Source organism: Pectobacterium punjabense (assembly GCF_012427845.1).
Taxonomy (GTDB): domain Bacteria; phylum Pseudomonadota; class Gammaproteobacteria; order Enterobacterales; family Enterobacteriaceae; genus Pectobacterium; species Pectobacterium punjabense.
The window spans coordinates 2,869,355-2,884,102 of sequence record NZ_CP038498.1 but is presented as its reverse complement, the minus strand read 5'-3'; the positions used below and the strand labels follow the sequence as shown (position 1 = coordinate 2,884,102).

Here is a 14,748-nt window from a genome sequence, read left to right as displayed (position 1 = left end):
TTTAAAAGCCTATAAACGATCTGTTCAGAGATGTGTATTTTTTGTTATGAAAAAGAATATTGGGACTATCTGCATTTATTAATAAATATTAATTTTTTAAATTGCGTATTTTTATACAGATAGAGAATATTAGTTAAGGAGATGTTAATGGGTTTGTCCAACTGGCGTATAGGATATCGATTAGGAGCAGGGTTTTCTTTTCTTGTGTTAATGCTTCTGATCATTGGCAGCGTTGCAATTTCAAAGCTAAGTGATTTTCATGAGAAAATGGATGATATCGTTTCTCAAAACTACCCATTAACTGTCAAGAGCAATAAACTCATTGATGAGCTAAATGGTTACCTCAACAATCAGCAACTGTTGTTATTACTTAAATCAGAAAGTGAAATCAATAAACAGTTGTCGTTGAACAAAGCACGTTCAGGAACGATATCTGAACTCATGGAATATCTGAATCAATCCGTTAATGACGATAAATCTATTGCAGTACTGCGCGATATCGGCGACATCCGACGTGATTTTCTTAGTTCAGCGAACAAACTTTCTTCATTGGTCTCGGCAGGAAATACGGATGCAGCTGCTGAAGAATATTTCAACGTCACGCGTGTTACTCAAGAGAAATACACTAGCAAAGTAAAGGCGTTCATCGATATACAGGATGATAAGATGTCATCTTCAGCGCAAGAAGTCGGTGAAAGCTATAAAAATGCGCTGATGGTTCTCGCTACGATCATTATAATTAGTGCGCTAGCGGGGCTGATTATTGCTTCATTGATTACCCGCAGCGTCACTCAACCGCTACAGGAAGCCCTCGTTGTTGCTGAAAATGTCGCAAAAGGCGATTTGACCTCTGAAGTTTATACTGACCGTAAAGATGAAACGGGTCAGTTGTTATCCGCCCTGAATAACATGAACGGTAGCTTGAGACAGATTGTTAGTCAGGTGCGTGATGGTGCAGAAACGATCTCCAGTGCCGCATCGCAAATTGCTGCGGGGAATCAGGATTTATCCGCCAGAACGGAAGAGCAGGCAAGTTCGCTGGAAGAAACGGCGTCATCAATGGAACAGTTGACGTCGACAATAAGAAATACTGCGGATAATACGACGCAGGCGACAGATCTTGCGGCCAGCGCTTCTGCAACCGTGAAGAAAAGTGGCGCGATGATGGAAACGGTAACGCAGGAAATGCGTGGTATTCGCGATTCCTCGCAGCGTATGGCGGAAATTATCGGTGTGATTGATGGCATTGCCTTCCAAACCAACATCCTGGCGCTGAATGCGGCTGTCGAGGCCGCGCGTGCGGGTGAACAAGGGCGAGGGTTTGCCGTTGTTGCCAGTGAGGTTCGTGCGTTGGCTCAGAGAAGCGCTACGGCGGCAAAAGAAATCAAAGAACTTATCGATGATTCGTTTAAGAAAGTGCAGGATGGCATGGGGCTGGTGGAAGAAACCGGCGTCACGATGAATTCACTGGTGACAAACGTGCAGGGTGTAACAGGAATCATCAGCGAAATTGCGCAGGCTAGCCGTGAGCAAAGTGACGGCATCAATCAAATCAACCTGGCCGTTGGGCAGATTGATACCACAACCCAGCAAAATGCGGCGTTGGTTGAAGAATCTGCTGCGGCGGCTCTCTCTTTGCAGGATCAGGCAAATAGTCTCGCGCGTACGGTCAGCGTATTCAATCTTGGTGCATCTTATAAAAGTGCGGCGTTAACGAGAAAGGCAGAAATGCCTGCGCTGTCTGCACCTAAAAATAATCGTGCAGAAAAAACGTCTGGCAAAGGTGAATTGGCGGACTGGACCACGTTCTAATTTATTATTGCTAGTCGTGTATTGCTGATTAACCGCCATTGTGTTGCACAAAGAGTGTCGCACAAGGGCGGTTTTTATTGCTGAATCGAATGATGATAGCCGTAAAGGAATCAGTTTTTGACAATAGCCTGTTTGGGGTGGTTCATATACCACCGAACAACGTCAATCAGTAGGAAGACCAGTAGGCTAACCCCCATAACGGGTAAACTCAGTGCCAGCATCAGCGTAATGAGCGCAATCAGTACCCGGTGAAAAACCGGAACCTGCAACAGTGTGGCCGTCAGCGTATTGACTGGATTCGCGCCATGGCGATATTTTGGACGGCGTATCCACCACATCCGATAGCCCCACACGATCATCGCACAAAGCCCAAGACCAAATGCCGCAAGAATCAACTGATTTGGTAAACCGAATAATACACCCATGTGCGCATCCACTCCCCAACGGGTGAGTTTGGCGGCGAGTGGGAAGGTGTTGAAATCGGTTTTGTCTACAACCTCCAACGTATCAGGATTAATCGATACGGCATCAACCTGCGTTGGCCAGGAACGATCGATCTCACTGACGGTCCACGCACTATGTGGCTTAGTGGCGGGGCGAATTTCGATTTTATTGGCATCAATCCCCGCGTGACGAGCGGTAGCCAGCACCTCATCAAATAACGCCGGTGAATAGGTTTCGGCATCCCCCATTGGCATTGACGCATGGTGCTCCGCATGTTCATCGGTTGTCATCGTCATATCGTGGCCGTGCATCATGTCATGGTGAGACATCGGTGCGGGCAACTGGGTTTTTACCGATGGAGTTTGCCATCCTAAAGCGGTACGTGCGACAGAGATATTGCCTCCTGCCCACTGCGACCAGGTTAACCCTGTTGCGGAGAAAAAGAGCAAACCAAGCACGAGGCTGAGTCCCATCGTGGCATGCCAATGGCGTAGACGCTGCGTTTTCGCTGCTGTCGTCTGGCTATTTTTTAACTTCCGCCGTTTGGTTGCTGATGATATCTGCCGGGTTGACCACCAGATGACAATACCACCCAAGGCAGCAACCCACAGCCAGGATGCTGCCAGCTCACTGTAATTACGCCCGACATCGCCTAATAGCAGCCCGCGATGCAGATAATCGAGCCAGGTACGAAATGGCAAAATGCCGCTGGTGCCATAGACAATTTCACTGCCGCGATTTTCCAGTGAGACGGGGTCAATGAAAACAGCACGGCTTTCTGATGGACCCAGTTCCGGTAAAGCGAACATGACCCGGGTCGTCTCTCCGGCGGCGGGAGCAGGGCGTATCGCAAGCAGTTTTGCGCCCTGATGATGAGTAAGTTCTGCCTGCGCCGCATGAATTTGGTCTGCTAGCGAATGTGGCGTGCCCTGGCTTTCAGTGAAAAGCTGGTGCGAATACAGCCGGTTTTCAATCTGCGGCGTAAGGACATATAGCGTTCCTGTCAGGGCTGCAACGAAAATAAAAGGACCGACAAAAATACCAATATAAAAGTGAAGCCGGATGAACAGAGCAATGATTGCGGCACGTGGCGATATGTTATCCATTGCGTGCTTATCCAACGTCGTTTCTCCAGCTAGGCGCGTGCCGGAAGCGGCAGTCGTGACGGATGCCTGATTAGGGTGTGACATAGAACCCTCTGAAATCATTTAGCAAAAAAAGACCCAAACACCATACCGGAAGGGGTATGGCGAATGCGTTATGAATGCCCGCAGGCATGATAATGCAGCATTCAGAACGGCGGGGCGCGCACCACAGGAGAGGTGTAACGCTCGGGAAGAGCAATCCGGGAAATAAAATGTATAGCTAGCGCTTCAGATAAAGACGCGGTCAATATGGGATTAGGAGAGCCTGTAGTGAACAGCGCGGGGGTATACGCAAAAAGAACACAATAACCACAAGCGGCATGATCCATCATCATGGATGGCGATGAGTGCGAATGGTGTGATTGCGTCGCGTGATGCCCAGACATCGCGTGTCCAGCATGATTATGATGCTGCTCAGCGATATCGCTGCTGCTACTGACGGGCGCGGTTATATCATGTACGTCTCTACTGTGAGAGGCCGCATTACTATGCGTGGTAGTACTATGTGTGGTTATACCATCATAAAGTCCATGCTCACGAGGCACGAGTGTCTGTGAAATCACTGGCGCAATGAAGATGGTCAAAATAGCGAAGATGCCGACCCAGGCTGGGAAACTTCGCCGTCGTAGTGCGGACAAAAGCATAGCAGTCTTAATTCAATAATACCGGGTTCAGCCAGGGGGATACTTTACTTGTCCTTGCTTTGTTACACAAATGTTTATGCCGATCATGCTTTAGGCTGTATGTGTGTTAGCGTAGCCGTATGTTCCGATTTTTATCGGTGGAGTTAGAGAAGACGGTGTAGACGTAAACGGAATAATCCTACGCCCGTATAGATCGATATTCGCTATAGTCCGTGGCTGTTTTCCATTTTTACAACCCGATTTATCATGCTTTAGCGTTCTCTTTGTTTAAACGCTAACCTATTATGATGAACAATATCTTTATCAAGTTGTAGGAAAGCTAACTTATCCATTAATATGGATTTTAGTTGATTGAAGCACACCAACAGGGGGAGCTGTGCTGGATAATAAATTTGGGTTTAAACAGCGGGTTGCCAGCCTTCGCTGGCTGTCCGCCGCCATTATGCTGTCTGTAAGCGCAGTGCCTGCTTGGGCATTCTCTATTGATGATGTGGCACAGCAGGCTGAAAAGCTGGCACAAAAGGGGTTTGAAGCGCCGAAAAGTAATCTTCCAGCGCAATTCCGTGATATGAAATTTGCGGACTACCAGCAAATTCGTTTCAATAACGATAAATCATACTGGAATAATGTACAGACGCCCTTCAAGTTACAGTTCTATCATCAGGGGATGTATTTCGATACTCCGGTGAAAATTAATGAAGTCACGGCGACCACGGTTGATGAGATTAAATACTCGCCTGAGTATTTTGATTTTGGTTCCGTCAATCACGATCCTGAAGCGGTTAAAAATCTCGGCTTTGCCGGTTTTAAAGTTCTCTATCCGATCAATAAAGCGGATAAGAATGATGAAATCGTCAGCATGTTGGGTGCCAGCTACTTCCGTGTCGTAGGGAAAGGTCAGATCTATGGTTTGTCTGCCCGCGGTCTGGCTATCGATACTGCGTTGCCTTCTGGTGAGGAGTTCCCTCGTTTCCGTGAATTCTGGATTGAACGTCCAAAGCCGAATGATAAACATCTGGTTATTTATGCACTGCTGGATTCTCCGCGTGCCGCAGGGGCTTACCGCTTTACCGTTTATCCGGGGCGTGACAGCGTCGTAGACGTTCAGGCTAGAGTTTTCCTGCGCGATAAAGTGGGCAAACTGGGTATTGCCCCGCTGACCAGTATGTATCTGTTTGGGCCGAACCAGCCGTCACCGACGCTGAACTATCGTCCGGCGCTGAATGACTCTAACGGTTTGTCAATTCATGCCGGTAATGGTGAATGGATTTGGCGTCCGCTGAATAATCCGAAGCATCTGTCTGTGAGCACCTATGCGGTAGAAAATCCGAAAGGATTTGGTCTGCTGCAACGCGGTCGTGATTTCACTGCCTATGAAGATCTTGATGACCGCTACGATCTACGTCCAAGCGGTTGGGTTGAACCGAAAGGCGAGTGGGGTAAAGGAAAAGTTGAGCTGGTTGAAATCCCTACTGCGGATGAAACCAATGACAACATCGTTGCTTTCTGGACGCCTGATGTACTGCCAGAAACGGGCAAACCACTGGATATTAAATATCGTCTGCACTTTACGCGCGATGAAGATCAACTGCATTCTCCAGACGTTGCCTACGTTCAGCAGACGCGCCGTTCTGCCGGTGATGTCAAACAATCTAACCTGATCCGCCAGCCTGACGGCACGATCGCTTATATTGTGGACTTCATTGGGCCGAATTTAAAAGAGCTGGATGAGAACGCTCCGGTAGCCTCTCAGGTCAGCATTGGCGATAACGGCGAGATTGTAGAAAATAATGTTCGCTATAACCCAGTAACTCATGGCTGGCGTCTGACGCTGCGTTTGCGTGTGAAAGATGCGAAACAGCCGACTGAAATGAGAGCTGCATTGGTTAATGGCGAGACGACACTGACTGAAACCTGGAGCAATCAGCTGCCTGCTAATGAATAAGTCAACTTCTTCTCTCGATTATATTGAGAAACTCCCTCTGCCTGCTGAGCAGGCAGAGGTTCTTCGCGAAAAATTACCGCAAGCGGCCTGGAACGATCAGGCCGTTTTGCATCAGGTCTTGTCTGAAGGTAACCCGTCTGAAGGTAATCAGGTTAATGTTCAGGCCGAGGAAGATGTGGCGCTGCATTCCGTGCAGGCACGTTTAGACATGGCTTGGTCTGATGGTTTGGATAAGGGTAAGCAACTCGGTACAGACAGAGAAGGGCGGACGGCATTAAAAGCGATGCCTGTTATTACCCGCGCTTCGATGTTCCCCGATGTTTGGCGCACTAATCCACTGGTTCGCTGGTGGGAAAGCTTGCTAGGCAGGACTGTGCCACCTCGTCCTCATTACAGCCCGGAAGAGAAAATTTCCGAAAATCGCTGGCGTCTGGTGGGAACCATTCGCCGCTATATCCTGCTGGCGCTGACGTTGTTCCAGACTGCAATTGCAACCTGGTACATGAAAACGATCCTGCCTTATCAGGGCTGGGCGTTGATCGATCCGTTTGAGATGGCGGGTCAGCCTTGGACGCGCTCGCTCATGCAACTGCTGCCTTACGTACTGCAAAGCGGCATACTCGTTTTATTTGCGGTGTTGTTCTGCTGGGTATCGGCTGGTTTCTGGACGGCGCTGATGGGGTTCCTGCAACTGCTTATTGGGCGGGATAAATACAGTATCTCTTCCACGACAGTGGGTAATGAGGCACTGAATCCTGAGCATCGTACGGCATTGATCATGCCGATTTGTAACGAAGACGTAGAACGTGTGTTTGCGGGGTTACGTGCGACGTATGAGTCGGTTGAAGCGACAGGTAATCTTGCGCATTTTGATATTTACGTTCTGAGCGACAGTAACGATCCCGATATCTGTGTGGCAGAGCAAAAAGCCTGGATGGAACTGTGTCGTGATGTTGGTGGAGCAGGGCGCATTTTCTATCGTCGTCGTCGTCGTCGTGTTAAGCGTAAAAGCGGCAATATTGATGACTTCTGCCGTCGCTGGGGTAATCAGTATAGCTACATGGTGATTCTGGATGCCGATAGCGTCATGAGCGGCGAGTGTCTGACGTCTCTGGTCAGACTGATGGAAGCGAATCCGAACGCGGGTATTATCCAGTCTTCGCCGAAAGCCTCCGGCATGGATACGCTGTATGCGCGCTGCCAGCAGTTTGCAACGCGTGTTTATGGCCCCTTGTTCACCGCGGGTCTGCATTTTTGGCAACTGGGTGAGTCGCATTACTGGGGGCATAACGCGATTATCCGCGTGAAACCGTTCATCGAGCACTGTGCGTTAGCACCACTGCCGGGTGAAGGTTCGTTCGCTGGTGCGATTCTTTCTCACGACTTCGTTGAAGCGGCGCTGATGCGTCGTGCCGGATGGGGGGTGTGGATTGCATATGACCTGCCAGGAAGTTATGAAGAGCTGCCGCCTAACCTGTTGGATGAACTGAAGCGTGACCGCCGTTGGTGCCATGGGAACCTGATGAACTTCCGATTGTTCCTGGTTAAAGGCATGCATCCGGTTCACCGTGCCGTTTTCCTGACTGGCGTGATGTCTTATCTGTCTGCTCCGCTGTGGTTTATGTTTCTGGTACTCTCTACGGCCTTGCAGGTTGTGCATACGCTGATGGAACCTCAGTACTTCTTGCAGCCCCGACAGCTGTTTCCCGTCTGGCCACAGTGGCGGCCAGAATTGGCTATCGCACTCTTCTCAACGACACTGGTGTTGCTGTTCTTGCCAAAGCTGTTGAGCGTGATTCTGGTGTGGGCGAAAGGGGCAAAAGAGTACGGCGGCGCTTTCCGCGTATTCCTTTCCCTGCTGTTGGAAATGCTGTTCTCGGTTCTACTGGCACCGGTTCGTATGTTGTTCCATACGGTGTTTGTGGTTAGCGCGTTCCTCGGCTGGTCAGTGCAGTGGAATTCTCCGCAGCGTGATGATGATGCGACGCCGTGGAGCGAAGCGTTTGTACGCCACGGCTCCCAATTGGTTCTGGGGCTGGTCTGGGCGATAGGCATGGCATGGCTGGATCTACGTTTCTTGTGGTGGTTGTCTCCGATTGTCTTCTCACTGATTCTGTCGCCGTTTGTGTCGGTTTATTCAAGTCGTGCAGCATTGGGATTGAGTTGTAAGCGTGCGAATCTGCTGATGATACCGGAAGAGTTCAACCCGCCGCGTGAATTGGTTGCTACGGATGAATATTGCCGATTGAACCACCAGCGTAGGCTCGATGACGGATTTATGCAGGCTGTTTTCGATCCATCCGTTAATGCCCTTGCCAGCGCAATGGCGACGGCGCGTCACCGCTTTAGTCGGGCGATCGAGGACGTGCGTGAGCAGAATGTTCGCGATGCTTTGAATCGAAAACCGGAAGAGGTGAGCAATAATCAGCGTCTGGCGTTGCTTAGCGATCCCGTTACGATCTCACGCTTGCACTACCATGTATGGCAAAAACCGGAAGCCTATGCGGCGTGGGTTGAGTCTTACCAAAAATTACCCGCACCTCATATCAAAAGCTAACAGTTTGTCGTGTGAAAGATTGGTAGCATAAAAGATAAAGCAACGGCAGTCGCCGTTGCTTTTTTTTTGCCCCTAACAAGACGCTGCTATCCCTGAAATGAGTAACAAGAACGTATGCGTTAATAAAGGGAAGGTTCGCCTTCTGGGCGGGTTTTGAAACGGCGATGCAACCACATGTACTGATCCGGTGCGAGCAGAATATTCTTTTCAACAACCTTGTTCATCCATGCTGCTGTCGCGGCTTCACTGTCTACAGGCGCACCTTGCTCAGCGGGTTGGATTCGCAATTCATAACCTTTTCCTTCAGGCAATCGGCGCGGTACAAAAGGAATGATTGCCGGGCGTGCCGTTTTGATCAGCATATAGCTACCGCGGGTTGTGGCCGCTGTGTCTACTGCAAACAGAGGCGCGAATACGCTGCTGCGTGGGCCATAGTCATGATCCGGAGCGTACCAGATGATATCACCCTGTTTGAGGGCTCGTATCATGCCTTTCAGATCTTTCCGGTCGAGCATGGACTTGTTAGAGCGTAGCCTGCCCCATGTCTGTAACCAGTCAATCAGTTTGTTATCATTCGGGCGGTACACGCCGATACCTGGGTTGTGCATACCAAAGACCCGAGCCCCGAGTTCCAACGTTAAAAAATGCAGTCCAATGAGTAATACACCCTGTTCTCGTTCATTCTCTGGGCGTATATGCTCAAGGCCCGTGACCGTAAACCAGCGTTCAAGACGCCAATTCGGCCAAAACCAGGCCATGCCCGTTTCAACCACACCCATGCCGACAGATTCGAAATTTTTCCTGACTAACGCATCACGTTCAATCTGTGACATCTCTGGGAAACACAATTCAAGGTTGCGGGCGGCGATCTTGACTCGTTGCGGCAGCAGGCGCGTCGCGAGATGGCCAAGCGTGACACCGATACGGTAAAGAACGGGATAGGGCAGCAAGACGATAAGGTAAAGGATACCGATTCCTAACCAGGTGAGCCAGTAGCGTGGATGTAGCAATGAGCGATTAAAAGAAGGGATTTGTGTCATAGTCTCAGTATCAACATTGTGGTACGGGTGCGAGCCAGCACGTGAATCGTTAAAAACGAGTTAATGGTTAGCAGTAAGATGGATTATTACGGTTATCCGCCAATAAAACAAATTATTGCCATATTATTAACTGCTTTTTATTCTAAACGCAGCGTTAACGGCATTCTATCCATAACGTGTTTTTTCGGGCTTTGGTGGCATACGCGTAGTGAAATAGAAAAGGGACGATCCCAACAGCATCGTCCGCCTGATACAGCGTATTTACCATTATTGCTTGAAAATACCTCTGGCATAACGCGGTTCGCTGCGCCAGTACTGAGGGGGCGCCGATACCTGTGCCCCTAGCCTGGCGGCAGCATGCCATGGCCAACGAGGATCGAAAAGTATAGCGCGAGCCAGACCAATCGCGTCTGCCTCACCCGTTGCAACGATGGCTTCCGCCTGTTCCGGCTCGGTTATCAACCCCACGGCGATAGTGGTGATGCCAACTTCTTGTTTGATCCTCTGCGCATAGGGCACCTGATAATTAGGTGCCGGATGAATCTGTTGTAACGGTGAGAGTCCGCCGCTGGATACATGGATGAAATCGCAACCTAACTCGTGTAGCGTTTTACTAAGCTGTACGGACTGTTCCAGATCCCAGCCACCTTCAACCCCATCTGTTGCAGAAATGCGCACGCCGACGGCTTTATGCGCAGGGAAAACGTCTCGTACCGCACGGTAAATTTCAATGACCAGACGCATCCGATTTTGAAGTGAGCCACCATAGTTATCTACGCGCTGATTTGTCAGCGGAGAAAGGAACTGATGCAGTAAATAACCGTGAGCGGCGTGAATCTCTATCAGGTCAAAGCCCAAACGGTCTGCACGTTTCGCTGAGTCAACGAAGGACTCAACTAACGTGCGGATGTGCTGTTCTGACATCGCCAATGGTTCATCATCGCTGGTGTTATAAGGGATAGCCGATGGCGCGAGAGTCTGCCATCCTCCCTGTGTTGGACGCAGGAATGCACGTCCTCCCCACGGAACGCCTGTTGACGCTTTGCGCCCGGCATGTCCCAACTGTATACCAAGAGGCATAGAAGAATAAGTTTTGACCGACTGAATCACACTGGCAAGTGCTTGCTCGGTTGTGTCATCCCACAATCCAAGGTCGTGCGGAGAAATTCTACCTTCTGGTGAGATTGCCGTGGCTTCAATAATGAGCAGGCCTGCTCCAGAATGTGACAGGTTACCTAAGTGCATCGTATGCCAGGCTGTCGCCTTGCCATCCTCAGCCGAATATTGACACATTGGCGCGATGATGATTCGGTTGGATAGTTTGAGTTGACCAAGAGATACAGGGGAGAAAAGCTGGCTCATAATGACAGATCCTTCGATGATGATGCTTCATGAAAGCGCAAGTGAATCTCAAGAATAATCTATTTACGGTAGATCACTCTTTATCGTTTCGCTATGCATTTCATGCCCTGACAGCTTCGATGCTATCAGGTATGATGCCGGGCGATTCACTATGCCAGGCTACGGCTCGGCTATAAATGTTACTCACTAACCTCAATGAAGACAGGAACGTACACCATGCCAGTGTTACATAACCGGGTTTCCAATGAGGAACTGAAGGCACGTATGCTTGCGGAAACCGAGCCACGTACCACAGTTTCCTTCTATAAATATTTTACGATAGATGATCCAAAAGCGTTTCGCGATCGTCTGTATATCCAGCTTGAGCAGCATAAAGTCTTTGGTCGCATATATATTGCAACCGAAGGCATTAATGCACAAATCAGCGTCCCGAATAGTCAGTTCGATGTTTTTAAAGCGACCTTGTTCAGCGCACATCCGGCACTCGATCAGATTCGCTTAAATATCGCTCTGGAAGACGATGGAAAGTCCTTCTGGGTATTGCGCATGAAAGTACGCGAACGGATTGTTGCTGATGGGATCGATGATCCCACATTTAACCCGGCGAATGTCGGGCAATACCTGAAAGCCGATCAGGTTAACGCGATGGCCGACGATCCTAATACCGTATTCGTTGATATGCGCAATCATTACGAATATGAAGTCGGGCATTTCGAGAATGCATTGGAAGTGCCGTCGGATACATTTCGTGAGCAGTTACCGATGGCAGTGGATATGCTTGATGATGCACGTGATAAAAATATTGTCATGTACTGTACGGGTGGGATTCGTTGTGAAAAAGCCAGCGCCTATATGTTGCACCATGGCTTTAAGAATGTGTATCACGTAGAAGGCGGTATTATTGAATATGCGCGTCAGGCTAAGGCGAAAGGGTTACCGTTGAAGTTTATCGGAAAAAATTTCGTGTTTGATGAGCGTATGGGAGAGCGTATATCTGATGATGTTATTGCGCATTGTCATCAGTGTGGTGCTTCATGTGATAGCCATACGAATTGCCGTAATGAAGGGTGCCATCTTCTGTTTATTCAATGCCCGAGCTGTGCCGCTAAATATGACGGCTGTTGTAGCACACCGTGTCAGGATGAAATGAAACTTCCGTTGGAAGAACAAAGAGCAATACGCAGCGGGCGTGAAAATGGAATGAAGATTTTTAATAAATCTAAAGGATTATTGCAGTCAACGCTGCATATTCCAGCGCCTGTAGCGAAAGACAAACCGCAATAGTTAACGGTTTGGACATTAATATAAAAGCCCTTTCAAAAAGAAAGGGCTTTTTGCTGTCAGATGCGTGGTGGTGCCTTATTTTTGGCGAACGCCTTCAACGGCAATAATCAGTTCTACATCCTGTGAGGCAGGACCCAAATCTGTCGTAATGTTAAAGTCTTTTAGCTTGATCGTACCTTCGGCCTGAAAGCCTGCACGATAGTTACCCCATGGGTCATCCCCCTGACCGATGAGTTTGGCATCCAGCTTAACGGGCTTGGTGACGCCATTTAAGGTCAGATTACCGGTAATATCATAATCGTCACCGTCTTTCTTCACTTCTGTTGAGGTAAACGTTGCTTGCGGATGCTTGGAGGCGTTTAAAAACTCCGCGCTACGTAGGTGCTTGTCACGTTCCGCGTGGTTAGTATCAACGCTGTTAGTGTTGATGGTGACATTTACTTTGTCCGCAGATGGGTTTTTCTCATCAAAGGTAAAAGCGCCGTCGAAGTCGTTAAAGCTACCGTAAAGCCAACTATAACCAAGGTGCTTAATGCGGAATTCAATAAACGCGTGCTGGCCTTCCTTGTCAAACTTATATTCTGCTGCCAGGGCCGAGCCAGCAGAAGCAAGCATGGATACCGCGGTCAGGCTCAGTAGTGTTTTCTTCAGCATTGATTTTTCTCCATAAGTACAAAAAGTTAAGGGACGTTGCGACCCAACATCCGTTTCAACGTGTTATCACCATCGATAAAGTGGTGTTTTAATGCGGCGAAAGCGTGTAGCGCTGATAAAGCAACCACCGCCCATGCAAGATACAGATGCACGTCGCCTGCGATATCGGCTTGATCCGTCAAACCGCTAATAGTGGCCGGAATAGAAAACCAACCAAAAACTGAGATAGGGTGTCCTTCCGCTGTGGAAATGAGATATCCGCTGATGAGGATGCCAAATAACACAACATAAAGAGCGATATGAGCCAGCGTCGAACTGACGCGAGTCAATGTAGAGTAACTTTCTAACGGCGCGGGTGGGGGGGAGATAAAACGCCACACCACGCGAAAAATTATGATGGCAAAGAGCAGCATACCAACGGCTTTATGAATTTCTGGCGCTCGGTGATACCAAATATCGTAATATCCTAATGTGACCATCCATAGTCCTAAAGCGAACATTCCGTAGATAGCCAACGCTGCAATCCAGTGCAGAAGAATGCTGATATGGCCGTAACGCAAAGAGGTATTACGCCAAAGCATGATGAGAACTCCTTATCTTAACGATAACATTGTGGTGGCTAATAATTAATCATTGAAAAACATAAAAGCAATATAAATTTTTCAATTTTAACATTATCATAATCATGAACAATTTTTTTGAATTTAAATTTATATTTTATTCAATTTAGTTCTGAATGTTTTGCGGAAATAGATATTGTGCCGAGCTATTTTTCTGACAAAAGAGGGGCATCTCTGCGAAGAAAATAAGGCAAGACGACATATAGTGGATGCAGTTTACGGAATAATAATGACGTGAGTGATTAATTATAGGAGAGAGGTTAGCGTTATAATAAATAAAGAAATGAGAATATGCCGAAAATAACAACACCGCCATTAAGACGGTGTTGTTATTTTAACTCGTGTTACGAAAGGAAATCTTATTAAGAAAAATTAATAGGTATTGAATGTAATATTAATGACGCTATCAATTACTAATGCTTTCGATAATCACTGACGTCACAGTCTGTCGATTCGATTTTCGCGATACCGGCTTCGAGTATGTGTATCAATTGCCTGGCAACATCGGTTGTTAGCCAAAGCGTCCGGTCTACATGGGCTTCATCTGGTGCTTGATCCGAGGTGGATAAGTAATGCAAACGGATCATCATGGCGTCATAACTGTCAACGGTGCTGATGTCCCAACCTACAAGAGGATGTGTCTGAATAACTTCATTTTTTCTATCCATAAATACCCCTTATTGACTAGTTACTAACATGAGTGACTAACGAGGCTTCAGGTGGCTCATTATTCTTAAACGAGCTTTATCAGTATACTGCTGCTTATTTAATTTATGGGAAATATTTTCAATTTTTCGTAAAAAGATGACATCTTAGGAATGATGGAGGGATAAGTAATGAACCTAATGAGGTATCGGGACGAATAGATTTTCATCCCGAAGGTTCAGCTACTGGGGCGGTAGAGCACTATTCCGTGCTGGACCCTGCATTTTTCTCCAATGCGGCGGCCAGTCGGGCAAGGTATTTCTTCACAGTAGGGTCCCGATTCTCATTCTGAGATTCCAACGTCAGATTGTGAATCATCAATTTGTTTGCTTTTTCATCGAAGCAGAATGCCAGAGACGAGAAAGCAAGCTCCAGAGCATCGATCTTGCGCTGCTGCTCGCCAATCAGCTCCAGCAATTCCCCGAATGTCATTGCCTCTTCTGGTTTTTCTACCGTCATAACAGATACCCTCGGTCGTAGCATATGGCGAAGTGCCGCTTTAAACTGCCATTACAGCCTATGTCTTCGTTATCTTT

12 protein-coding genes are annotated in these 14,748 nt (G+C 48.1%); 4 read left to right on the top strand and 8 right to left on the bottom strand.

The window, feature by feature from the left end:
* The first annotated feature begins 147 nt into the window (after positions 1–147).
* Positions 148–1,812: a methyl-accepting chemotaxis protein gene (locus E2566_RS13005; protein WP_107167722.1), complete on the top strand. Its 1,665-nt coding sequence runs from the start codon at positions 148–150 to the stop codon at positions 1,810–1,812.
* A 110-nt stretch (positions 1,813–1,922) separates the two neighbouring features.
* Here E2566_RS13005 and E2566_RS13000 read toward each other — a convergent pair whose 3' ends face one another.
* Together E2566_RS13000 and E2566_RS12995 are read right to left on the bottom strand one after the other, a co-directional pair.
* A complete protein-coding gene (locus tag E2566_RS13000) occupies positions 1,923–3,446 on the bottom strand; it encodes a PepSY-associated TM helix domain-containing protein (protein WP_107167721.1) in 1,524 nt (507 codons plus the stop codon).
* 101 nt (positions 3,447–3,547) lie between these two features.
* Positions 3,548–4,045: a DUF2946 domain-containing protein gene (locus E2566_RS12995; protein WP_107167720.1), complete on the bottom strand. Its 498-nt coding sequence runs from the start codon at positions 4,043–4,045 to the stop codon at positions 3,548–3,550.
* A 442-nt stretch (positions 4,046–4,487) separates the two neighbouring features.
* Here E2566_RS12995 and E2566_RS12990 point away from each other — a divergent pair, with 442 nt between their 5' ends.
* Together E2566_RS12990 and mdoH are read left to right on the top strand one after the other, a co-directional pair.
* The gene (locus E2566_RS12990; RefSeq protein WP_107167809.1) at positions 4,488–5,990 is read left to right on the top strand and encodes a glucan biosynthesis protein G; all 1,503 of its coding nucleotides are present in this window, start codon (positions 4,488–4,490) and stop codon (positions 5,988–5,990) included.
* On the top strand, positions 5,983–8,547 hold the full coding sequence (gene mdoH / locus E2566_RS12985; RefSeq protein ID WP_107167719.1) for a glucans biosynthesis glucosyltransferase MdoH: 2,565 nt from the start codon (positions 5,983–5,985) through the stop codon (positions 8,545–8,547). Before E2566_RS12990 ends, mdoH begins: the two co-directional genes overlap by 8 nt.
* Before the next feature lie 119 nt (positions 8,548–8,666).
* On the opposite strand, the gene E2566_RS12980 is transcribed toward mdoH, so the two are convergent.
* The gene (locus tag E2566_RS12980; protein ID WP_107167718.1) at positions 8,667–9,587 is read right to left on the bottom strand and encodes a Kdo(2)-lipid IV(A) acyltransferase; all 921 of its coding nucleotides are present in this window, start codon (positions 9,585–9,587) and stop codon (positions 8,667–8,669) included.
* A 267-nt stretch (positions 9,588–9,854) separates the two neighbouring features.
* On the bottom strand, positions 9,855–10,949 hold the full coding sequence (locus E2566_RS12975) for an NADH:flavin oxidoreductase/NADH oxidase (protein WP_107167717.1): 1,095 nt from the start codon (positions 10,947–10,949) through the stop codon (positions 9,855–9,857).
* Positions 10,950–11,165: 216 nt separating this feature from the next.
* Here E2566_RS12975 and trhO point away from each other — a divergent pair, with 216 nt between their 5' ends.
* Positions 11,166–12,233 (top strand): oxygen-dependent tRNA uridine(34) hydroxylase TrhO, encoded by a 1,068-nt coding sequence (gene trhO, locus E2566_RS12970; protein WP_107167716.1) that lies wholly within the window; start codon positions 11,166–11,168, stop codon positions 12,231–12,233.
* Positions 12,234–12,308: 75 nt separating this feature from the next.
* Here the strand turns inward: trhO and E2566_RS12965 are convergent, their stop codons facing one another.
* The 4 genes from E2566_RS12965 to E2566_RS12950 all read right to left on the bottom strand — a co-directional run bounded on the left by E2566_RS12965 (position 12,309) and on the right by E2566_RS12950 (position 14,671).
* Positions 12,309–12,884, bottom strand: coding sequence for a YceI family protein (locus E2566_RS12965; protein WP_107167808.1), 576 nt, complete (start codon positions 12,882–12,884; stop codon positions 12,309–12,311).
* A gap of 29 nt (positions 12,885–12,913) precedes the next feature.
* On the bottom strand, positions 12,914–13,468 hold the full coding sequence (locus tag E2566_RS12960) for a cytochrome b (RefSeq protein ID WP_107167715.1): 555 nt from the start codon (positions 13,466–13,468) through the stop codon (positions 12,914–12,916).
* Positions 13,469–13,920: 452 nt separating this feature from the next.
* A complete protein-coding gene (gene bssS, locus E2566_RS12955; RefSeq protein WP_005970542.1) occupies positions 13,921–14,175 on the bottom strand; it encodes a biofilm formation regulator BssS in 255 nt (84 codons plus the stop codon).
* 238 nt (positions 14,176–14,413) lie between these two features.
* On the bottom strand, positions 14,414–14,671 hold the full coding sequence (locus E2566_RS12950) for a hypothetical protein (protein ID WP_107167714.1): 258 nt from the start codon (positions 14,669–14,671) through the stop codon (positions 14,414–14,416).
* Positions 14,672–14,748 lie beyond the last annotated feature (77 nt).